A 19,922-nucleotide genomic window follows, 5' to 3' on the forward strand; every position below is an offset into this window, starting at 1 on the left:
TCGCAATGGAAATATCATTTCAGGATTCTATATTCCAACAGTAGTAGAACTTCCTGTGATTGAAAATCCAGAACAACAAGGTATTACAGAAGAAAGAACTACTAAAACTCTTCCAAATACGGGTTCTGAGGAGACATCTCACTTGACAGCTGGTCTATTGGCTGCTTTATCAGGTATGGGATTAATTTCTCTAGCTCAAAGAAAAAAATCTGAGGAAGAATAATTAGTGGTGAAAGTCATCTAGTAAGTTGTTTTAGATACTTGATTGAAATGATTACATTCATTGCTATCTAAGAAGATGTCAGTCTAACAGAAAGAGAGAACCAATTGGTTCTCTCTTTTTGGTAATTGATTTGAAAATCGTCTAATTATTTTGCCTCAATTGTTCACTATCCTGCTAAAGTGGTATAATAAAGTTATTCAGAGGGGGCTCGAAGTTTTGATTTAATCACAGCCTTTCAAACTCATTTTCATTGGCAGGACCTAGAGGCTTCTTTTATGGAACTTTGAAGGATACTCAAATCAGACGGGATACTCTTACTAGCTTGTGAGTATAACAAGTTATCTTACTTTTTACCAGAGGTGCAAAGCGAAGAAGTATTTAGACGATTCTTATTGTTAATAGGGTTTGAGCTCGTAACTAGTCAAAGAAAGGAATCGTGGCTTCTTTATAAAATTGTTAAACATTAATGGAGGGACAGTCATGAAACAATTATTTTTATGTTCATACTTTGCTGGAGTCAAAAAGCTTTTTAGCGATTATGCAAAGGAAAAGAATCTAGAAAACAAGGTTTTATTTATTCCTACCGCTGGGAACAAAGAGGATTATACTGCCTATATCGATGAGGCTCAGCAAACATTCAAAGATTTAGGATTTGAGATAGAGGTTCTAGATATTGCTTCTTGTGATCGAGAAACTGCACAGGCAAAGATTTTCCAAAGCAAGATTCTTTATATCTCTGGCGGGAATACCTTTTATTTATTACAAGAATTAAAGAAAAAGCAACTCCTATCTCTTATCAAAGAACAAATAAGAGATGGGCTGATCTATGTGGGAGAATCAGCAGGGGCTATCATTACCGCCAAGGATGTTGACTACAATAAGCTCATGGATGACAAGACGGTAGCGAAAGAGTTATCGGATACAACGGGATTGAATGAAGTGGAGTTTTACATCCTTCCACATTATGGTGAGGAGCCTTTTACTGATAGTAGCAAGAAGACCTTTGAAACCTATAAAAATCAGCTCGACTTAATGCGAATGAACAATTCACAAGCTGTTATTGTAAATGATAAAGAAATAAAAGTTGTTTCTGAACAGGATTAAAATAATTTTTTTCGCTATTATGACATCTATTCTAATACGTTGTCCCTTTTAAAAAGAAAAGGGAAGATAATATAAGTTTATGTCAGTTTTCCCTTGACAAATATTCATTTTGCGTGTAAAATGGAATAGATCTTGAACTTGAAGGGAGTGAAAAAAATGTCTAAAACAGTAGTACGTAAGAATGAATCTCTTGACGATGCACTTCGTCGTTTTAAACGTGCGGTTACTAAAGCTGGTACTCTTCAAGAAACACGCAAACGTGAATTCTATGAAAAACCTTCTGTAAAACGTAAACGTAAATCAGAAGCAGCTCGTAAACGTAAAAAATTCTAATTTGAAATGAAAGGCTAGACTTGTCTAGTCTTTTTTTGCATAGTATTTAGAGGAACAAATTCTTATGAAAGAGTATATAAAAGAATATCAAAAGATGCGTGAAAATCACTTGGAAGATTGGGGTTATTGTGCTGATCCGATAGATTGGAAGGAATTTGAAGAGTCAAACCAAAGAATTTTTGAAAAGTATTTGACCGATTCAAAAGTATTGTCTGACAAGGTTTTAAGGGTAAAATTGTACAGTAGCTTATTACTAGATGATATTCAATATTTTGCCTATTATGCGGCGTTTTTAGATGGGGATTATACACAGTTAAACAACGCGCTATGGCAAACAGGAAGAACTGAGTTGATGAGAGGCGGTTTGTTGGCAAGTGGAACTATTTACACAGATGGAATTTTGAAAGGCTTGTTTACCTCTTTTGCTTGTAACGATTTTTCAGCCATTCCATCATTCGTCCCCAAAGATTTACCCTTGTTGAAAGGAACCTATTATCCAGAAAATGTGATGAATCTTTTATACGCTCTTTATTATCAAGATGAAGAAAGATTATCCGAGTCGCTCTTGCGTGCACAACAGTTTTTAGGGAAGAAAAAACGAACTGGTATGGAAGAATTTTCTGTTCGGTATTTTATAAGTTTGGCAAAAAAAGATGCAGTTGCATTAAGCGAGTCCTTACAAAACTTATGCCAAGCTTATCAGAGACGAGGTTACCCCTATGAAAAGATTGATAAGTGCTTTGCGGATGAGATCCATGGTCTATATCGTTTGGTACGATTGTTTGACCATTCCTTGTTTGAAGAAGTCAGTATGCCGTCTCATAAGACTTTTTTGAAGGAGTTTGAAGAATGGCAAGTCCAAAATCAGTTTTCAAAAGGTCAACAGTTCTATACCTATCCTCAAGATATGGCTGATGCAAACAGAATGTTAACAAAAGGTCTTCCAAGGATTTACTTAGAAAAATCTGGAAGGGACTTGGTGATAGACGTTGACCGATTTGCAGTAGATTTGTCTCGGTTGATTTAAAAGAGTACGAAAAGACTTCCTAGTCAAATCTTTTTCCAAGCAACATCAAATAAATACTGTAAATCCTGCAAAAAAAGGAAACTTCCACCTACAATCTGATATAATAGTAGGGAGAACTCGATTGAAGGAGGAAATTATGTCGGTTTTAGTAAGAGATGTCATTGAAAAACTCAGACTAGATATTGTCTATGGTGAAGGCGAATTACTTGAAAAAGAAATCAATACTGCGGACATTATGAGACCTGGTCTTGAAATGACGGGCTATTTTGATTACTATACACCAGAACGGATTCAGCTGTTAGGGATGAAGGAGTGGTCCTATTTAGTTGCCATGCCTGCCCAGAACCGTTATCAAGTTTTGAAGAAAATGTTTCTACCTGAAACACCTGCTGTTATCGTGGCTCGTGGTCTGGTAGTGCCAGAGGAAATGTTGAGGGCTGCTAGAGAATGCAAGATTGCGATTTTAACCAGTCGAACAGCAACCAGTCGTTTATCTGGAGAACTTTCTAGCTACCTTGATTCCCGTTTGGCTAAACGTACTAGCGTGCATGGTGTCTTGATGGATATCTATGGCATGGGTGTCTTGATCCAAGGAGATAGCGGTATCGGTAAGAGTGAGACAGGTCTTGAGCTTGTGAAGCGTGGACACCGTCTAGTAGCAGACGATCGTGTAGATATTTATTCTAAGGATGAGATGACTCTTTGGGGCGAACCTGCTGAAATCTTGAAGCATTTGCTTGAGATTCGTGGAGTTGGGATTATCGATATCATGAGTCTTTATGGTGCGAGTGCTGTAAAAGATTCTTCACAAGTTCAGCTAGCAGTTTATTTGGAAAATTATGATACACATAAGACCTTTGATCGTCTTGGAAACAATGCCGAAGAACTCGAAGTTTCTGGTGTAACGATTCCGCGTATCCGCATCCCAGTAAAAACAGGACGCAATATCTCCGTTGTTATTGAGGCGGCTGCCATGAACTACCGCGCTAAAGAAATGGGCTTTGATGCGACACGTTTATTTGAAGAACGCTTGACAAATCTAATCGCTCAAAATGAGGTGAAACATGATTAATCCAGTCGCATTTGAAATTGGCCCCTTTGCTATTCGTTGGTATGCTTTGTGTATTGTAGCTGGTCTGGTTCTGGCAGTCTATCTTGCTATGAAAGAAGCTCCTAAAAAGAAAATTCTATCAGATGATATTTTGGATTTTATCCTGATTGCTTTTCCGGTAGCTATTTTAGGTGCTAGACTATACTACGTACTCTTTCGCTTAGATTATTATCTGCAAAATCCAGGTGAAATCATCGCCATCTGGAATGGTGGTTTGGCCATTTATGGAGGTTTGATAGCAGGGGCTATTGTCCTTTATATATTTGCAGATAGAAAGCTGATTAATACTTGGGATTTCTTAGATATTGCAGCACCGAGCGTCATGGTTGCCCAGAGTTTAGGGCGCTGGGGGAACTTCTTTAACCAAGAAGCCTACGGTGCAGCAGTAGATAGTTTGGATTATTTGCCGGGCTTCATTCGTGACCAGATGTACATTGATGGTAGCTACCGTCAGCCGACCTTCTTATATGAGTCGGTTTGGAATCTGATTGGATTTGCTTTGATTCTGATTTTTAGACGAAAATTGAAGGGAATCAGACGTGGTCATATCACTGCTTTCTACTTGATTTGGTATGGTTTTGGTCGTATGATTATCGAAGGAATGCGGACAGACAGCCTCATGTTCTTTGGTCTGCGAGTTTCCCAATGGTTATCAGTTATCCTTATCGGACTCGGTATTTTTATCATACTTTATCAAAATCGAAAGAAAGCACCTTTCTATCATACAGAGGAGGAAAAATAAATGTTAGAAGTTGCATATATACTTGTTGCGATTGCTTTGATTGTCTGTTTAGTCTATTTGACAATCACGATTCAAAAAGCAGGTCGTATGATTGATGAAACAGAGAAAACCATCAAAACGCTAAGCTCAGATGTGAACGTTACCTTGCATCAGACCAATGAATTGTTGGTTAAGGTCAATGTGTTAGCAGACGATATCAATATCAAAGTTGCGACGATTGATCCACTCTTTACGGCGGTGGCAGACTTGTCAGAGTCAGTATCTGATCTCAACCAACATGCGCGTGTTTTAGGCAAAAAAGCTTCATCTGCTGGTTCAAAGACCATCAAAACAGGTGCAGGCTTGTCCGCTCTTCGTGTCGCAAGTAAATTTTTCAAAAAATAAAAAAGGAGAAATCTTATGGGAAAACTATCCTCTATCCTTTTAGGAACAGTTTCAGGTGCTGCTCTTGCTTTGTTCTTAACCAGTGACAAGGGTAAGCAAGTTTGTAGTCAAGCTCAGGATTTTCTAGATGATTTGAGAGAAGATCCAGAATATGCTAGAGAGCAGGTTTGTGAAAAACTAACAGAAGTGAAGGAACAGGCAACTGACTTTGTGCTGAAAACAAAGGAACAAGTAGAATCTGGTGAAATCACTTTTGATAGTGTCCTTGACCAAGCTAAAAACTGTGCTCGACAAGCGACAGAAGCGTCAAAGGAAACCTTTAACAATCTCAAGGAGCAGTGGCAAGAACAGTCAACAACTCCAGACGTTGCTGAAGACCAAGAAGAAATCATCATCGATATTACTGAAGTATAAGGTATCACCATCTCTGGTTTTGGGAGATGGTGATTTTTATCTGCAAGCCTGTCTTTGTGGTATAATAAATACTATGCAGAAAAAACCAACGTCCGCCTACGTGCATATTCCATTTTGCACACAGATTTGTTATTATTGCGACTTTTCAAAAGTATTTATCAAGAATCAACCAGTAGATAGTTACCTGGAGCATCTGCTAGAAGAGTTTCATTCTTATGATATCCAAAAGTTGCGAACTCTCTACATTGGAGGTGGGACGCCAACGGCTTTGTCAGCTCCGCAATTAGAAGTGCTCCTGGATGGCTTGACTAAAAATCTAGACTTGTCTGTCTTGGAAGAGTTGACGATTGAAGCAAACCCAGGAGACTTGGACGCGGATAAGATTGCGGTTTTGAAACAGTCGCCAGTCAATCGTGTTTCCTTGGGTGTGCAGACTTTTGATGATAAAATGCTGAAAAAGATCGGGCGTAGTCACTTGGAGAAGGATATTTATGAAAATATCGACCGCCTCAAACTGGTCGGTTTTGACAATATTTCCATCGATTTGATTTACGCTCTACCTGGTCAAACTATGGATCAGGTCAAGGAAAATATGGCTAAGGCTATCTCGCTTGATATTCCTCATATGAGTCTTTATAGCTTGATTTTGGAAAATCATACGGTCTTTATGAACCGCATGCGACGAGGGAAGTTGCCCCTACCCAAGGAGGAACTGGAAGCGGAGATGTTTGAGTACATCATCGCAGAACTGGAGCGATCTGGTTTTGAGCATTATGAGATTTCCAATTTCTCCAAGCCAGGCTTTGAAAGTCGCCACAATCTCATGTACTGGGACAATGCCGAGTATTATGGTATCGGTGCGGGTGCTTCGGGTTATGTGAACGGGGTGCGTTATAAAAACCACGGTCCTATCCGCCACTATCTCAATGCGGTAGAGGCAGGAAATGCTCGGATTACAGAAGAACACCTGAGTCAAAGGGAGCAGATGGAAGAAGAAATGTTCCTAGGTCTCCGGAAAAAATCCGGGGTTTCCATGGCGCGATTTGAGGAGAAATTTGGACGGTCCTTTGATAGACTTTATGGCGAGATCATCAGAGACTTGGTTCAACAAGGACTTATGCAGATAGACGGTGATCGTGTCCGAATGACAAAGAGAGGTCTCTTCTTGGGAGACACTGTAGCAGAACGATTTATTTTGGAGTAGAACAATGGGCTTAACTTATCAAATGAAAATGAAAATTCCTTTTGATATGGCGGACATGAACGGTCATATCAAACTTCCAGATGTGATTTTGCTCTCCTTGCAGGTATCAGGTGTGCAGTCGATTGAACTGGGAGTTAGCGACAAGGACGTGTTGGAGCGCTACAATCTAGTCTGGATTATTACAGACTATGCGATTGACGTGGTTCGCTTGCCTCGCTTTGCTGAGGAGATTACGATTGAAACAGAAGCATTGACTTACAATCGTCTTTTTTGCTACCGCCGTTTCACTATCTATGATGAAGCAGGTAAAGAAATCATTCGCATGGTAGCAACCTTTGTTCTCATGGACAGGGACAGTCGGAAAGTTCATGCTGTCGAACCGGAGATTATTGCGCCTTACCAGTCTGAATTTGATAAAAAACTCATCCGCGGGCCAAAATATGCAAATCTAGAAGATCCGATCAGTAAAGACTACCATGTTCGTTTTTACGACTTGGATATGAATGGTCATGTTAATAACAGTAAATACCTGGATTGGATTTTTGAGGTTATGGGAGCAGATTTTTTGACCAAGTATATTCCAAAGAAAATCAATCTCAAATATGTCAAAGAAGTGCGACCGGGTGGCATGATTGCTTCAGCTTATGAACTCAAGGGACTAGAAAGCAAGCATGAGATTATCAGTGATGGCGAGATTAATGCCCAAGCTATGATTACTTGGCAAGAAATTGAAGGCAATTAGAAAGGACGATATGACTTATAAAGGTTATTTAATTGATTTAGATGGAACCATTTACAAGGGGAAAGACCGAATTCCGACAGGAGAGGCTTTTGTCCATGAGTTACAAAAAAGAGAAATTCCCTACCTCTTTGTGACCAACAATACAACCCGAACTCCTGAGAGTGTTCAAGAGATGTTGGCTAAGAATTTTAATATCAACACGCCTTTATCAACTGTCTACACGGCAACCTTGGCAACCATCGACTATATGAATGACTTGGAATTGGAAAAGACAGTCTATGTCATCGGAGAAGCAGGACTCAAGGATGCTATCCAGGCTGCAGGTTATGCGGAAGACAAGGAAAATCCTGCCTATGTGGTCGTTGGACTGGACTGGCAAGTTGACTATGAAAAATTTGCCACAGCAACCCTAGCTATCCAAAAGGGTGCTCACTTTATCGGAACCAATCCAGACCTCAATATCCCGACGGAACGTGGTCTTTTGCCTGGTGCTGGTTCACTAATTACACTTCTTGAGGTAGCAACACGGGTCAAACCAGTTTATATCGGGAAACCAAATGCGATTATCATGGACAAGGCAGTTGAGCACTTGGGCTTGAAAAGAGAAGAATTGCTCATGGTCGGGGATAACTACCTGACAGATATCCGAGCAGGAATTGACAATGGCATTCCAACTCTCTTGGTGACGACAGGTTTTACCAAGGCAGAAGAAGTGGCTGACCTACCAATTGCACCAACTCATGTGGTGTCTAGCCTTGCGGAGTGGAATTTTGATGAAAACTAAACTAACCTTTTGGGGAAGTATGCTCTTTCTCCTCTCCCTGTCTATCCTACTGACGATTTATCTGGCATGGGTTTTCTATCCCATGGAGATTCAGTGGCTGAACTTAGAGGATCGAGTCTATCTAAAGCCAGAAACCATTCAGTACAATTTTCATATCTTGATGAATTACCTGACTAATCCCTTTAGTCAGGTCTTAGAGATGCCAGATTTTCGTTCATCAGCGGCAGGTCTACATCACTTTGCGGTGGTGAAGAATCTCTTCCACTTGGTTCAGCTAGTTGCCCTAGTGACACTTCCAAGTTTCTATTTCTTTGTTAGAAAGATTGTAAAAAAAGGCTTTTTGCCCCTATATCGTAAAAGTATCCTAGCTCTAGTACTATTGCCTCTAATCATTGGCCTTGTAGGAGTGTTGATTGGTTTTGAGCAATTCTTTACTCTTTTCCATCAGATTCTCTTTGTGGGAGACGATACCTGGCTTTTTGATCCAGCAAAGGATCCCGTTATTTGGATTTTGCCAGAGACTTTCTTCCTCCATGCCTTTTTACTTTTCTTTGCTTTGTATGAAGGAATATTTGGTTTCCTTCTCGCTAAATCTTCAAGGAAATAGTGGAAAAAATTCTGTATTTTTAATAAAAAACGAGAGAAGTTGCTCTACTCCCTATTTATTGTTAGGTTATCCTAAAGATAAACTTGCAAAGCAGGAGATTTTTGCAGAAAACAGTCTATTTTCTATGAAAAAATAGGCTTTTTTTCTAAAAATACCTAGTCAAGCGCTTTATTTTTTTGTATAATAGAAATAGCAAGTATAGATAAAAGAAGAGAAAAGCATGATTACACTATTTTTATCACCGAGTTGTACATCATGTCGTAAGGCAAAGGCTTGGTTAGAGACGCATAAAGTGCCCTTTCAAGAGCATAATATTATGACTAGTCCTTTAACAAGAAAAGAATTACAACATATTCTTTCCTTGACCGAAAATGGTACTGATGACATCATTTCAACTCGTTCAAAAATTTTTCAAAAATTGGATATTGATGTAGAGAGTATCTCGGTATCGGAGTTGCTTCAGTTGATTGAGCAATATCCTAGTCTTTTGCGTCGCCCAATTATTATAGATACCAAACGCATGCAGATCGGTTTTAATGAAGATGAGATTCGTGCTTTTCTCCCTCGTAGTTACCGTAAACAAGAATTAAAAGAAGCAACATTGAGAGCTGGTATAGGATAGATGAACAAACAGTATAGTTACCCACTAGATTTGTCGTGGAGCACTGAAGAACTTGCTTCAGTGCTTTCTTTTTTTAATGATGTTGAAGCTGCTTATGAAGATAAGGTAGAAGCAAAAAAACTGCTAGATTCCTATAAGGAATTTAAGTCTGTCGTTCCGAGCAAAAGTGAAGAAAAGCGTCTAGGTCGCGAATTTGAGACGGCTAGCGGTTATTCCTTCTATCATGCAGTTCAATTAGCAAAAGAAAAAAGAGAAGGGAAGATTTCTCTTGGAAACTAAATTTGAATTTGCCAAACAGATTGTGCAGGAAGCTGCTGACTATATTTTGGCTCACATGAAAGAAGATTTGCAGGTTGAGCGCAAGTCTTCACCTACAGACTTGGTGACGCGTTTGGACAAGGAGGTCCAGGAACTCTTGGTTGAACGGATCAAGTCCACTTATCCTGAGGACTTGATTTGCGCGGAAGAGGGCTGTTTACGTGCTGCAGTCGGTCAAGGTTCTGTTTGGGTGATTGATCCCATTGACGGTACCAATAACTTTGTCGCCCAGCAGGAAGATTTTGCCGTGATGTTGGCTTATTTTGAGAATGGTGTGGGCAAATTTGGTATTATTTATGATGTCATGAAAGGTGATTGTTACCATGGTGGTGGTGCCTTTCCTCCTTGCCGCAATAATGAGCCCTTACCGCCTTTTAAAAAGAAACCTCTTCAAGAATTTTTAGTTGCCGGTAACTCAGGTATGTTTGAAAGCAATGAGTGGGGCTTGGCGGATTTGGGGCGAGCAGCGTTGGGTGTCCGTGTATATGGCAGTGCGGCCATTAGTTTTGCCAAGGTTTTATCGGGTCGCCTTCTGACTTATATTACCTACCTGCAGCCATGGGATTACGCTGCGGCCAGTATCTTAGGGGAAAGTCTGGGTTATCGTCTTCTTACGGTATCAGGTGAGCCCGCTGATTTTAAAACGCGTCAGCCTGTCATGATGGTGCCAATCGAGATGCAAGAGGAGATTCAGTCTTATATCTACGAAAGGAAAGAGAACTAAATGCAATTTCCAGAAGGATTTGTTGAAAAATATGAAGCGATACTAGAAGATGAGGCAAGAGACTTTCTTGCCTCTTTTAAACAAGAAGCAGTTTCGGCTTTTCGGGTCAATCCCTTAAAAGAAAGTCAGTTATCGTTTGCTGATGCTATTCCCAATACACCTTGGGGGTATTATGGTAAGGTTTCTGGAAAGTCACCAGAGCACGCGACCGGTCTTGTTTATTCGCAAGAGCCTGCAGCCCAAATGGTGGCCCAGGTAGCTCAACCAAGGCCTGGCATGAAGGTCTTGGACTTGGCGGCAGCACCAGGGGGAAAATCCACTCAACTAGCAGCTTATCTAGCTAATCAAGGAGTCCTTGTCTCCAACGAAATTTCAAGCAAGCGTGCTAAGATTTTAGTGGAAAATATGGAGCGATTTGGAGCGACAAACGTTGTTGTGACCAATGAATCTGCTGACCGCTTGGCCAAGGTTTTTAAAGGTTACTTTGATGTGATTGTCCTTGATGCACCTTGCTCGGGTGAAGGGATGTTTCGTAAGCAACCCGATGCAATGGATTATTGGAGTACGGATTATCCTAGCCAATGTGCCAGTCTCCAAAGAGAAATTTTAGAAGATGCAGTCACCATGCTTGCAGAAGGTGGCCGTCTGGTCTATTCGACCTGTACCTGGGCACCTGAGGAAAATGAAGAAATCGTCCACTGGTTACTGGATACTTATGATTTTGAACTGCTTCCAGTCGAGCATGTGAACGGTATGGTAGCAGGAATTGATCTTCCTGAAACGGCGCGGATGTATCCTCATCATTTCAAGGGAGAAGGTCAGTTTGTTGCCCACTTGCAGTTTAAGGGACAAAATCCCGTACCTAAATTCAAAGCTAGCAAGAGCAATCTCAGTCGTGAGCAACTGGCTTTGTGGCAAGAATTTACCAAAAAACACTTGCGAGTCAATCTAACTGGTATCTTGCAAACTTTTGGTGACCAACTCTATCTCTTGCCAGAGATGCTACCTGATCTAGGGAAACTCAAAATTTCCCGAAATGGGCTCCATCTGGGTACTTTTAAGAAGAAACGCTTCGAACCAAGCTTTGCTCTCGGATTAGCCTTGAAACCAAGTCAAGTAAAACAAAGTGTCGCAATCAATGATGAGGACTTTGTAAAATATGTGGCTGGTGAGACCGTTCAATTGTCTGAAGCTCGACCAAATGGCTGGTACCAAGTTGTGGTTCAAGGAAACGGACTAGGCTTTGCCAAGGTAACGGGTAATGTTTTGAAAAATTATTATCCAAAAGGGCTCAGATTCAGGTGAAAAAGCTAGTCAAAGAGCCTATTCTATGTTATAGTGGAAGTATGAGTTTTTTCTGATAGTCTTTCATTATTACTTATATTATACGATGGAATTGTCCGCTCCTAAGAATGTCTAGATAAAATAAAGCGGGACAATCATTGATGATAATTGGATGATCAGGACAAACGGAAGAAATCAGAACATTTATCATTATGTTCAAGGAGAATAACAGTGAAAAAAAGAAAAAAGCTCGTCATGTCTCTTGCAGCTCTTTTGATGGCAGGTTCTCTAGCAGGATGTGCTAGCTGGATTGATCGTGGAGAATCCATGACAGCAGTTGGTTCAACAGCTCTTCAGCCTCTTGTCGAAGCGGCAGCAGATGAATTTGGTTCTAGAAACATCGGAAAAACAGTCAATGTTCAAGGTGGTGGATCGGGTACAGGACTATCTCAAGTCCAGTCTGGAGCAGTTGACATCGGGAACTCTGACGTCTTTGCAGAGGAAAAAGAAGGAATCGATGCTTCAGCTCTGGTAGACCACAAGGTTGCAGTGGCTGGTCTTGCAGTGATTGTAAACAAAGAAGTGGATGTTGAAAATCTCACAACCGAGCAACTTCGTAAGATCTTTACTGGTGAAGTGACCAACTGGAAAGAAGTTGGGGGCAAAGACCTGGCCATTTCAATCATCAACCGAGCAGCAAGTTCTGGTTCACGAGCGACGTTTGATACGGTGGTTATGAATGGCCAAGCGGCAATGCAGAGCCAAGAACAGGATTCTAACGGGATGGTCAAGTCGATTGTATCCCAAACGCCTGGAGCCATTTCTTATCTAGCTTTTGCCTATGTAGATGACTCCGTGAAGAGCATGAAACTGAATGGGTATGAACCTACGTCTGAAAATGTAACGACCAACAACTGGCCTTTGTGGTCTTATGAACATATGTACACACTTGGTCAGCCAAATGAGTTAGCTGCTGAATTCCTGAATTTCGTCCTCTCAGATGAAGCCCAAAATGGAATTGTTAAGGGCATGGGCTATATCTCTATCAATGAAATGAAAGTCCAAAAGGATGCTTCAGGTACCGTTACAGCAGTAGAAGGAGGTCAATAATGAATCAAGAAGAATTATCTAAAAAATTACTCTCTCCTTCAAAGAACTCTCGCCTTGAGAAGTTTGGTAAAGGTTTGACCTTCACTTGCCTTTCTTTGATTGTCATCATTGTGGCCATGATTTTGATTTTTGTAGCCCAAAAAGGCTTATCGACCTTCTTTGTCAATGGGGTCAACATCTTTGATTTCCTTTTTGGACAAACTTGGAATCCTTCAGGGAAACAATTTGGTGCCCTTCCGATGATTTTGGGTTCCTTTATTGTGACGATTTTATCAGCCCTCATCGCAACACCCTTCGCTATCGGAGCTGCAGTCTTTATGACAGAAGTATCACCAAAGGGTGCAAAAATCTTGCAACCAGCCATTGAACTCCTCGTCGGTATTCCTTCAGTCGTCTATGGATTTATCGGTTTGCAAGTTGTGGTGCCTTTTGTTCGTAGCATCTTTGGTGGAACTGGTTTTGGGATCTTGTCAGGTATTTTCGTTCTCTTTGTCATGATCCTACCAACTGTAACCTTTATGACAACAGACAGCTTGCGTGCTGTTCCTCGGCATTACCGTGAAGCTAGTTTAGCCATGGGAGCCACTCGTTGGCAAACCATCTGGCGTGTGACCTTGAAAGCAGCACGTTCAGGTATTTTCACAGCAGTGGTCTTTGGGATGGCGCGTGCCTTCGGTGAAGCTCTTGCTATTCAGATGGTGGTCGGAAACTCAGCAGTTATCCCAACTTCGCTCACAACACCAGCTGCGACCTTGACATCTGTATTGACTATGGGTATCGGAAATACCGTCATGGGAACGGTTGATAATAACGTTCTTTGGTCACTGGCCTTAGTCTTGCTCTTGATGAGTTTGGCCTTTAACAGTGTGATTAAATTGATTACGAAAGAAAGAGGAAAGAAAAACTATGCACGCTAAGAAATTAGATAAACTTGCAACAGCTGTCCTCTATACCATTGCGGGTATCATCGTGACCATCTTGGCATCCTTGATTCTCTATATCTTGGTGAGAGGGTTACCGCATATCTCTTGGTCCTTCTTGACAGGGAAATCTTCCTCTTACCAAGCAGGTGGGGGTATCGGGATTCAGCTCTACAATTCCTTCTTCCTTTTGGTCATTACCTTGATCATTTCTGTTCCCCTGTCTATGGGAGCTGGCGTTTTCCTCGCTGAATATGCCAAAAAAGGACCTGTGACCAATTTTATTCGTACCTGTATTGAGATTTTGTCTTCTCTACCATCAGTCGTTGTGGGTCTCTTTGGTTACTTGATCTTTGTAGTCCAGTTTGAGTATGGATTTTCAATCATTTCAGGTGCCTTGGCCTTGACGGTCTTTAACCTCCCTCAGATGACTCGAAATGTTGAGGACAGTTTAAAACACGTTCACCATACACAACGTGAGGCTGGTCTTGCTCTTGGAATTTCTCGTTGGGAGACTGTAGTTCATGTTGTCATTCCAGAAGCCCTTCCAGGTATCGTAACGGGTGTTGTCTTGGCATCTGGCCGTATCTTTGGAGAGGCCGCCGCTCTTATCTATACGGCAGGACAATCCGCTCCAGCCCTTGACTGGTCTAACTGGAATGTCCTCAGTGTTACCAGCCCTATCTCAATCTTCCGTCAAGCAGAAACCTTGGCTGTCCACATCTGGAAGGTCAACAGTGAAGGAACCATTCCTGATGCTACCATTGTATCTGCTGGTTCTGCCGCAGTGCTCCTCATCTTTATCTTGATTTTTAACTTTGGGGCACGCAAACTCGGAAGCTATTTACACAAGAAATTAACCGCTGCCTAAAGGAGAAGCCATGTCAAAATATAACTGGGATGAAAAGCATATCATCACCTTCCCTGAAGAACAAGTGGCCCTCTCTACTAAGGATTTACATGTTTACTATGGTAAAAATGAATCCATCAAGGGCATCGATATGCAATTTGAAAAAAATAAAATTACAGCCTTGATTGGCCCTTCTGGATCAGGGAAATCTACTTATCTTCGCAGTCTCAATCGGATGAATGATACCATTGATATTGCCAAGGTCACAGGCCAAATCCTCTACCGAGGGATTGACGTTAACCGTCCAGAAATCAATGTCTATGAGATGCGCAAGCATATCGGGATGGTCTTCCAACGTCCAAATCCATTTGCCAAGTCTATTTACCGCAACATCACTTTTGCTCATGAACGTGCAGGAGTTAAGGACAAGAAAGTACTTGATGAAATTGTAGAAACCTCTCTAAGACAGGCTGCCCTATGGGATCAGGTCAAAGACGACCTCCACAAATCAGCCTTGATGCTTTCTGGAGGTCAGCAACAACGTCTCTGTATCGCTCGCGCCATCTCTGTCAAGCCAGATATCCTCTTGATGGATGAGCCTGCTTCAGCCTTGGATCCGATTGCGACAGCCCAACTGGAAGAAACCATGTTGGAATTGAAGAAGGACTTTACCATCATCATCGTTACCCACAGTATGCAACAGGCTGCGCGTGCAAGTGACTACACTGGATTTTTCTACTTGGGTGACTTGATTGAGTATGATAAAACATCCAATATTTTCCAAAATGCTAAGTTACAGTCAACCAATGACTATGTAACAGGACACTTTGGTTAGAAAGGAAACGGTATGTCAGAAGCGATTTTACAGGTGTCAGACCTGTCCGTTTATTACAATAAAAAGAAGGCCTTGAATAGTGTTTCCCTTTCTTTCCAACCTAAGGAAATAACAGCCTTGATTGGTCCTTCTGGATCAGGAAAGTCCACCCTACTCAAAGCCATCAACCGCATGGGCGATCTAAATCCTGAAGTGACAACAACAGGATCAGTAGTCTATAATGGTCACAATATCTACAGTCCCCGCACCGATACGGTTGAATTGCGTAAGGAAATTGGGATGGTCTTTCAACAGCCTAATCCCTTCCCTATGTCTATCTACGAAAATGTTGTCTATGGGCTGCGTATCAATGGGGTTAAGGATAAACATGTTTTGGATGAAGCAGTAGAAAAGGCCTTGCAACGTGCTTCTATCTGGGATGAAGTAAAGGATCGTTTGCATGATTCGGCCATTGGTCTCTCAGGTGGACAACAACAACGTGTTTGTGTTGCTCGTGTCTTAGCAACCAGTCCGAAAATTATCCTCTTAGATGAACCAACATCAGCTTTGGATCCTATTTCTGCAGGTAAGATTGAGGAAACCTTGTATGGTCTGAAGGATAAATACACCATGCTCTTGGTAACGCGTTCGATGCAACAAGCCTCACGTATCTCTGATAAAACAGGATTTTTCCTAGATGGGGATTTGATCGAGTTTAACGATACGAAGAAGATGTTCCTAGAGCCACAAAACAAGGAAACAGAAGATTATATTACAGGAAAATTTGGATAAGGAGTTGAATGATGTTACGATCTCAATTTGAAGAAGATTTAGAGAAATTGCACAACCAGTTCTACGCAATGGGACAAGAAGTGCTCTCGCAGATCAATCGTACAGTGCGTGCCTTTGTTACGCATGACCGTGATTTGGCAAAAGAAGTCATCGAAGACGATGCAGAAGTAAATGAATATGAAGTGAAGTTGGAAAAGAAATCATTTGAAATGATCGCCCTCCAACAACCTGTTTCGCAAGACCTTCGTACCGTCTTGACCGTTCTCAAGGCAGTGTCAGACGTGGAACGCATGGGAGATCATGCAGTGTCTATCGCTGAGGCGACCATTCGTATGAAGGGGGAGCAACGTATCCCTTCTGTTGAAGAAGAAATCAAAAAGATGGGACGCGACGTGAAAAACTTCGTTGAAGCGGCTCTAGATCTCTATCTCAACGGTTCTGTGGATCAAGCCTACGAAGTAGCGGCTATGGATGAAAAAATCAACCATTACTTTGATAGCATCCGTGATTTGGCTACAGAAGAAATTAAGAAAAATCCTGAAGCTATCGTTACAGGCCGTGATTACTTCCAAGTCATTTCTTTCTTGGAACGTATTGGAGACTACGCAAAAAATATCTGTGAATGGGTTGTTTACTTTGAAACAGGTAAGATTGTCGAACTATAAGAAACGGTTTAAATATACAGAAGAAAAGGCTGATTAAAATAAATCAGTCTTCTTTTTTTATGAAAAGAATTGTTTTACAATCAAAATCTCTAAAAGGGTTGACAACTATTTTTAAAAGAGTTATAATTATTCAGAATTAACAGAAAGGTCGTTTATTTATGAAATTTAAGAAATGGATATTAGTTGTGTGTAGCATGCTTGCCAGCATGGTTTTGGTAGCTTGCCAGTCAGGAACGGGTAGTTCTCAGTCTGCTGTGGAAGCTATTAAACAAAAAGGAAAGCTAGTCGTTGCGACCAGTCCAGACTATGCACCGTTTGAATTCCAAGCCTTGGTAGATGGTAAAAACCAAGTGGTTGGTGCAGATATTGATATGGCTCAAGCAATTGCAGACGAGCTTGGGGTTAAACTTGAAATCTCTAGTATGAGTTTTGACAATGTCTTGACTAGCCTTCAAACTGGAAAGGCTGACTTAGCCATAGCAGGAATTAGTGCTACAGATGAGAGAAAGGAAGTCTTTGACTTTTCTATCCCTTACTATGAAAACAAAATGAGCTTCTTGGTTAGAAAAGCCGATTTAGACAAATACAAGGATCTTTCAAGCCTCGCAAGTGCAAATATCGCAGCTCAAAAGGGAACTGTGCCAGAAACCATGGTCAAGGAACAATTGCCAAATGCCCAATTGACATCCTTGACCAATATGGGGGAAGCCGTCAATGAGTTGCAGGCTGGAAAAGTGGATGCTGTTCATATGGATGAACCAGTTGCTCTTAGCTACGCAGGTAAAAACTCAGACCTTGTCGTTGCATCTGTTAACTTGACGATGAAAGATGGCGAAGCCAATGCCGTTGCTATCAAGAAGGATCAATCAGACTTGAAAGCGGTAGTAGATAAGGTTATCCAAAAACTGAAAGATGACGGAACCTATCAAAACTATCTTGAAAAAGCAGCGAAACTAACGGAAGTTGAACAATAAGAAAAAGCAGAGTTGGACTTTAATCCAATTCTGCTTTTATGTATTCTAATAGCTCTTCTAGATTTTCAAGAGTGACTTTGGCGAACTGATAAGGACAGGCATCCAAATAAGCCTTCTCAAAAAAGTCTAGTTTGAGTGAGCTGTGTTTCAAACTGGCAATCTTAGGATAGTGTCTCAAATCAAGCAGAAGGCCATCGTGTAGAGGATAGTGGGGCAAGGGACAGGTGTTTTCTTCAAGCACTTTCTTTATCTGAGCCTGATAGTTCTCTTGAAGGCTCAGTCGAGCCAGTCGGTTTTTTTCAAATAACTGGCTATCGATATAAAGAGAAAGAGCCTTTTGCATGATGAGATTGCTGTCATAGTCTAGGATATTTTTGTAGGAAACAAAGGCCTCTTTTAGGGCATTTGGGAGAATGAGAGCGGTAATACGAAGGGCTGGAAAGAGACTGGTTGAGAAGGACTTGATATAAATGACCCGATCCTCAGTATCCAGATAGTGGAAGGTTTGTCCCTTTTTAGAGTCTAAGTCACCTAGATAATCATCCTCGACGATATATACACCATACTGGTTTGCTAGATCCAGAATAGCCTTCTTTTCCTGATCAGAATAGGAATGACCTAGGGGATAGTGGAAGCGAGGAATGGTATAGAAAAACTTGATTTTCCCAGATTTAAACTGTTGTTCCAGTTCTTCAAGGTCAATGCCATCAATACGGCGTTCAATGGTCTGGTAGGCTAATCCTTGAGCGACCAAGAGACGGTTCATCCGGTGGTAAGTCGGTTGTTCGACCAAAATCTCAGCTCTCTGGCTCGGGAAGTCAATCTGAGAAAGGATAAAGAGAGCTTGCTGGGTGCCAGAAGTTAGAACCAGTTGGTCGGGTTTGCAGTAGAGGGCTTGGTTGAAAAGAAGTTGATGGACAGATTGTCTCAGTTCCTCAAGACCTTCTTGGTTGTCATAGTAGTTGAAGAGATAGTTTTCTCTTCCAATTAGGGTTTCATTGACGCAGATTCTGAAGTCGTCATAGGCACTGGCATGTTCATCAGTGACTTCGATTTCCAAGTCTTGGTGCTGTCCTTGTTCTAGAACATAGTAGCCACTTTGGGGTTTGGCATAGAGGTATTGTTCATGGCGTAATTCCAGCAGGGCTCGTTGGATAGTGTCCTTGCTACAGTGGAAGTCTTGGCTCAGTTGACGGATGGAGGGAAGACGGCTACCTGTTGGAAATTTTCCTGATTCGATCCCCTTTTTTAGAAAGGAAACGACTGCTTGGTATTTACTTTCTTTCTTCATTCCAGACCTCCGTTGATTTTGTTACATTGTACCTTTTTTTTGCCTCCTTTGCAATGGGAAAAGTATTTCTCCCTTTCACAACCAGTAGCAAATGTGGTATACTTAGAAAGTATGATGATTCATTGAATAAAAGATAAGAAAGAGAATGGATAGAAAAGTGCAGGAACCGGTTAAATTATTTCAATACAATACTCTAGGTGCCCTAATGGCTGGTCTCTATGGTGGAACCATGACAGTAGGAGAATTGCTGGAACATGGTGACCTCGGTTTGGGAACCCTTGATTCGATTGATGGGGAGTTGATTGTCCTTGATGGCAAGGCTTATCAAGCCAAGGGATCTGGTCAAACGCCTGAAATCGTCGAAGTGGCAGCGGATGCTCTTATTCCCTATGCAGCAGTGGTTCCTCATCAGGCAGAGGTGATTTTTCGTCAGCGCTTTGAGATGACAGATAAGGAATTGGAAAAGCGAATTGAATCCTACTATGATGGGGAAAATCTTTTTCGTTCCATCAAGATTCATGGTGAATTTTCACAAATGCATGTGCGAATGATTCCCAAATCCACACCTGATACCAAGTTTGCAGATGTCGCGACTCACCAACCTGAATATAGCCGTGAAAATGTATCGGGAACCATTGTTGGATTTTGGACACCGGAGATTTTCCATGGAGTGAGTGTTGCAGGTTACCATTTGCATTTTATCTCAGATGATTTGACCTTTGGTGGGCATGTGATGGACTTTGTTATCAAAGAAGGAATGATCGAGGTTGGGGCAGTCGACCAGTTGGACCAACGTTTTCCAGTCCAAGATCGCCAGTATTTATTTGCCAAATTTAACGTTGACGAGATGAAGAAAGATATTGATAAGTCAGAATAGGAGAAA

At 41.3% G+C, this 19,922-nt stretch carries 25 protein-coding genes and 1 pseudogene; 25 read left to right on the plus strand and 1 reads right to left on the minus strand.

Annotated features, from left to right (window positions below; translation table 11 throughout):
• From HMPREF2853_RS00550 to HMPREF2853_RS00660, 24 genes and pseudogenes are all read left to right on the plus strand, one after another.
• Window positions 1–223: LPXTG cell wall anchor domain-containing protein (locus tag HMPREF2853_RS00550; RefSeq protein WP_148131386.1), on the plus strand; the 223-nt coding region annotated here is incomplete at its 5' end.
• Between the two features lie 212 nt (window positions 224–435).
• Window positions 436–690 (plus strand): annotated as a pseudogene (locus HMPREF2853_RS10020) (methyltransferase domain-containing protein); the annotation flags it as partial.
• Between the two features lie 13 nt (window positions 691–703).
• Window positions 704–1,327, plus strand: a complete 624-nt coding sequence (locus tag HMPREF2853_RS00555) for a Type 1 glutamine amidotransferase-like domain-containing protein (RefSeq protein ID WP_000811174.1) — start codon at window positions 704–706, stop codon at window positions 1,325–1,327.
• A gap of 156 nt (window positions 1,328–1,483) precedes the next feature.
• Window positions 1,484–1,660 carry a 30S ribosomal protein S21 gene (gene rpsU, locus HMPREF2853_RS00560; RefSeq protein ID WP_000048054.1) on the plus strand — a complete coding sequence of 59 codons (177 nt, stop codon included), beginning with the start codon at window positions 1,484–1,486 and terminating at the stop codon, window positions 1,658–1,660.
• Between the two features lie 64 nt (window positions 1,661–1,724).
• Window positions 1,725–2,687 carry a hypothetical protein gene (locus HMPREF2853_RS00565; protein WP_070534565.1) on the plus strand — a complete coding sequence of 321 codons (963 nt, stop codon included), beginning with the start codon at window positions 1,725–1,727 and terminating at the stop codon, window positions 2,685–2,687.
• Window positions 2,688–2,823: 136 nt separating this feature from the next.
• On the plus strand, window positions 2,824–3,759 hold the full coding sequence (gene hprK / locus HMPREF2853_RS00570) for an HPr(Ser) kinase/phosphatase (protein ID WP_000115190.1): 936 nt from the start codon (window positions 2,824–2,826) through the stop codon (window positions 3,757–3,759).
• Window positions 3,752–4,540: a prolipoprotein diacylglyceryl transferase gene (gene lgt / locus HMPREF2853_RS00575; protein WP_000609709.1), complete on the plus strand. Its 789-nt coding sequence runs from the start codon at window positions 3,752–3,754 to the stop codon at window positions 4,538–4,540. The genes hprK and lgt overlap by 8 nt, the downstream gene beginning before the upstream one ends.
• Window positions 4,541–4,924 carry a DUF948 domain-containing protein gene (locus tag HMPREF2853_RS00580; RefSeq protein ID WP_000895033.1) on the plus strand — a complete coding sequence of 128 codons (384 nt, stop codon included), beginning with the start codon at window positions 4,541–4,543 and terminating at the stop codon, window positions 4,922–4,924.
• Between the two features lie 15 nt (window positions 4,925–4,939).
• Entirely contained in the window at window positions 4,940–5,338 is a 399-nt protein-coding gene (locus HMPREF2853_RS00585) for a YtxH domain-containing protein (RefSeq protein ID WP_000517391.1), read from the plus strand.
• A 73-nt stretch (window positions 5,339–5,411) separates the two neighbouring features.
• Window positions 5,412–6,542 (plus strand): radical SAM family heme chaperone HemW, encoded by a 1,131-nt coding sequence (hemW, locus tag HMPREF2853_RS00590; protein ID WP_070534567.1) that lies wholly within the window; start codon window positions 5,412–5,414, stop codon window positions 6,540–6,542.
• Between the two features lie 4 nt (window positions 6,543–6,546).
• Window positions 6,547–7,284: an acyl-[acyl-carrier-protein] thioesterase gene (locus HMPREF2853_RS00595; RefSeq protein WP_070534569.1), complete on the plus strand. Its 738-nt coding sequence runs from the start codon at window positions 6,547–6,549 to the stop codon at window positions 7,282–7,284.
• A gap of 10 nt (window positions 7,285–7,294) precedes the next feature.
• A complete protein-coding gene (locus tag HMPREF2853_RS00600) occupies window positions 7,295–8,068 on the plus strand; it encodes a TIGR01457 family HAD-type hydrolase (RefSeq protein ID WP_070534572.1) in 774 nt (257 codons plus the stop codon).
• A complete protein-coding gene (locus tag HMPREF2853_RS00605) occupies window positions 8,058–8,675 on the plus strand; it encodes a TIGR01906 family membrane protein (protein ID WP_070534574.1) in 618 nt (205 codons plus the stop codon). The genes HMPREF2853_RS00600 and HMPREF2853_RS00605 overlap by 11 nt, the downstream gene beginning before the upstream one ends.
• Window positions 8,676–8,895: 220 nt before the next feature.
• Window positions 8,896–9,297: a Spx/MgsR family RNA polymerase-binding regulatory protein gene (locus HMPREF2853_RS00610; protein WP_000631261.1), complete on the plus strand. Its 402-nt coding sequence runs from the start codon at window positions 8,896–8,898 to the stop codon at window positions 9,295–9,297.
• Entirely contained in the window at window positions 9,298–9,576 is a 279-nt protein-coding gene (locus HMPREF2853_RS00615; RefSeq protein ID WP_001041959.1) for a UPF0223 family protein, read from the plus strand.
• Window positions 9,566–10,339, plus strand: a complete 774-nt coding sequence (locus tag HMPREF2853_RS00620; protein ID WP_070534576.1) for an inositol monophosphatase family protein — start codon at window positions 9,566–9,568, stop codon at window positions 10,337–10,339. Before HMPREF2853_RS00615 ends, HMPREF2853_RS00620 begins: the two co-directional genes overlap by 11 nt.
• On the plus strand, window positions 10,340–11,644 hold the full coding sequence (locus HMPREF2853_RS00625; RefSeq protein WP_070534578.1) for an RsmF rRNA methyltransferase first C-terminal domain-containing protein: 1,305 nt from the start codon (window positions 10,340–10,342) through the stop codon (window positions 11,642–11,644).
• Window positions 11,645–11,854: 210 nt separating this feature from the next.
• Entirely contained in the window at window positions 11,855–12,733 is an 879-nt protein-coding gene (locus tag HMPREF2853_RS00630) for a phosphate ABC transporter substrate-binding protein PstS (RefSeq protein WP_000746360.1), read from the plus strand.
• Entirely contained in the window at window positions 12,733–13,650 is a 918-nt protein-coding gene (pstC, locus tag HMPREF2853_RS00635; RefSeq protein WP_001070950.1) for a phosphate ABC transporter permease subunit PstC, read from the plus strand. The genes HMPREF2853_RS00630 and pstC overlap by 1 nt, the downstream gene beginning before the upstream one ends.
• A complete protein-coding gene (gene pstA / locus HMPREF2853_RS00640) occupies window positions 13,640–14,524 on the plus strand; it encodes a phosphate ABC transporter permease PstA (protein WP_033629488.1) in 885 nt (294 codons plus the stop codon). The genes pstC and pstA overlap by 11 nt, the downstream gene beginning before the upstream one ends.
• Window positions 14,525–14,534: 10 nt before the next feature.
• Complete coding sequence (pstB, locus tag HMPREF2853_RS00645) at window positions 14,535–15,338, plus strand: phosphate ABC transporter ATP-binding protein PstB (RefSeq protein WP_000049856.1); 804 nt, start codon at window positions 14,535–14,537, stop codon at window positions 15,336–15,338.
• Window positions 15,339–15,350: 12 nt separating this feature from the next.
• Entirely contained in the window at window positions 15,351–16,109 is a 759-nt protein-coding gene (gene pstB / locus HMPREF2853_RS00650; RefSeq protein WP_001287328.1) for a phosphate ABC transporter ATP-binding protein PstB, read from the plus strand.
• An 11-nt stretch (window positions 16,110–16,120) separates the two neighbouring features.
• Window positions 16,121–16,774: a phosphate signaling complex protein PhoU gene (gene phoU / locus HMPREF2853_RS00655; RefSeq protein ID WP_000946468.1), complete on the plus strand. Its 654-nt coding sequence runs from the start codon at window positions 16,121–16,123 to the stop codon at window positions 16,772–16,774.
• Between the two features lie 158 nt (window positions 16,775–16,932).
• Entirely contained in the window at window positions 16,933–17,748 is an 816-nt protein-coding gene (locus HMPREF2853_RS00660; protein ID WP_049550085.1) for an ABC transporter substrate-binding protein, read from the plus strand.
• A 19-nt stretch (window positions 17,749–17,767) separates the two neighbouring features.
• Here HMPREF2853_RS00660 and HMPREF2853_RS00665 read toward each other — a convergent pair whose 3' ends face one another.
• A complete protein-coding gene (locus HMPREF2853_RS00665; RefSeq protein ID WP_000712261.1) occupies window positions 17,768–19,039 on the minus strand; it encodes an aminotransferase-like domain-containing protein in 1,272 nt (423 codons plus the stop codon).
• A 145-nt stretch (window positions 19,040–19,184) separates the two neighbouring features.
• On the opposite strand from HMPREF2853_RS00665, the gene budA reads away from it, so the two are divergent.
• The gene (gene budA, locus HMPREF2853_RS00670; protein ID WP_000375405.1) at window positions 19,185–19,916 is read left to right on the plus strand and encodes an acetolactate decarboxylase; all 732 of its coding nucleotides are present in this window, start codon (window positions 19,185–19,187) and stop codon (window positions 19,914–19,916) included.
• Window positions 19,917–19,922 lie beyond the last annotated feature (6 nt).

Origin of the sequence: Streptococcus sp. HMSC077F03, from assembly GCF_001812375.1 — a bacterium.
Classification (GTDB): Bacteria; Bacillota; Bacilli; order Lactobacillales; family Streptococcaceae; genus Streptococcus; species Streptococcus oralis_S.

Excerpts from the sequence above, each read along its gene's own strand:
- HMPREF2853_RS00555 (WP_000811174.1), top strand. The coding sequence starts at position 704 with ATGAAACAATTATTTTTATGTTCATACTTTGCTGGAGTCAAAAAGCTT.
- rpsU (WP_000048054.1), top strand. The coding sequence starts at position 1,484 with ATGTCTAAAACAGTAGTACGTAAGAATGAATCTCTTGACGATGCACTT.
- HMPREF2853_RS00565 (WP_070534565.1), top strand. The coding sequence starts at position 1,725 with ATGAAAGAGTATATAAAAGAATATCAAAAGATGCGTGAAAATCACTTG.
- hprK (WP_000115190.1), top strand. The coding sequence starts at position 2,824 with ATGTCGGTTTTAGTAAGAGATGTCATTGAAAAACTCAGACTAGATATT.
- lgt (WP_000609709.1), top strand. The coding sequence starts at position 3,752 with ATGATTAATCCAGTCGCATTTGAAATTGGCCCCTTTGCTATTCGTTGG.
- HMPREF2853_RS00580 (WP_000895033.1), top strand. The coding sequence starts at position 4,541 with ATGTTAGAAGTTGCATATATACTTGTTGCGATTGCTTTGATTGTCTGT.
- HMPREF2853_RS00585 (WP_000517391.1), top strand. The coding sequence starts at position 4,940 with ATGGGAAAACTATCCTCTATCCTTTTAGGAACAGTTTCAGGTGCTGCT.
- hemW (WP_070534567.1), top strand. The coding sequence starts at position 5,412 with ATGCAGAAAAAACCAACGTCCGCCTACGTGCATATTCCATTTTGCACA.
- HMPREF2853_RS00595 (WP_070534569.1), top strand. The coding sequence starts at position 6,547 with ATGGGCTTAACTTATCAAATGAAAATGAAAATTCCTTTTGATATGGCG.
- HMPREF2853_RS00600 (WP_070534572.1), top strand. The coding sequence starts at position 7,295 with ATGACTTATAAAGGTTATTTAATTGATTTAGATGGAACCATTTACAAG.
- HMPREF2853_RS00605 (WP_070534574.1), top strand. The coding sequence starts at position 8,058 with ATGAAAACTAAACTAACCTTTTGGGGAAGTATGCTCTTTCTCCTCTCC.
- HMPREF2853_RS00610 (WP_000631261.1), top strand. The coding sequence starts at position 8,896 with ATGATTACACTATTTTTATCACCGAGTTGTACATCATGTCGTAAGGCA.
- HMPREF2853_RS00615 (WP_001041959.1), top strand. The coding sequence starts at position 9,298 with ATGAACAAACAGTATAGTTACCCACTAGATTTGTCGTGGAGCACTGAA.
- HMPREF2853_RS00625 (WP_070534578.1), top strand. The coding sequence starts at position 10,340 with ATGCAATTTCCAGAAGGATTTGTTGAAAAATATGAAGCGATACTAGAA.
- pstC (WP_001070950.1), top strand. The coding sequence starts at position 12,733 with ATGAATCAAGAAGAATTATCTAAAAAATTACTCTCTCCTTCAAAGAAC.
- pstA (WP_033629488.1), top strand. The coding sequence starts at position 13,640 with ATGCACGCTAAGAAATTAGATAAACTTGCAACAGCTGTCCTCTATACC.
- pstB (WP_000049856.1), top strand. The coding sequence starts at position 14,535 with ATGTCAAAATATAACTGGGATGAAAAGCATATCATCACCTTCCCTGAA.
- pstB (WP_001287328.1), top strand. The coding sequence starts at position 15,351 with ATGTCAGAAGCGATTTTACAGGTGTCAGACCTGTCCGTTTATTACAAT.
- phoU (WP_000946468.1), top strand. The coding sequence starts at position 16,121 with ATGTTACGATCTCAATTTGAAGAAGATTTAGAGAAATTGCACAACCAG.
- HMPREF2853_RS00660 (WP_049550085.1), top strand. The coding sequence starts at position 16,933 with ATGAAATTTAAGAAATGGATATTAGTTGTGTGTAGCATGCTTGCCAGC.
- HMPREF2853_RS00665 (WP_000712261.1), bottom strand. The coding sequence starts at position 19,039 with ATGAAGAAAGAAAGTAAATACCAAGCAGTCGTTTCCTTTCTAAAAAAG.
- budA (WP_000375405.1), top strand. The coding sequence starts at position 19,185 with ATGGATAGAAAAGTGCAGGAACCGGTTAAATTATTTCAATACAATACT.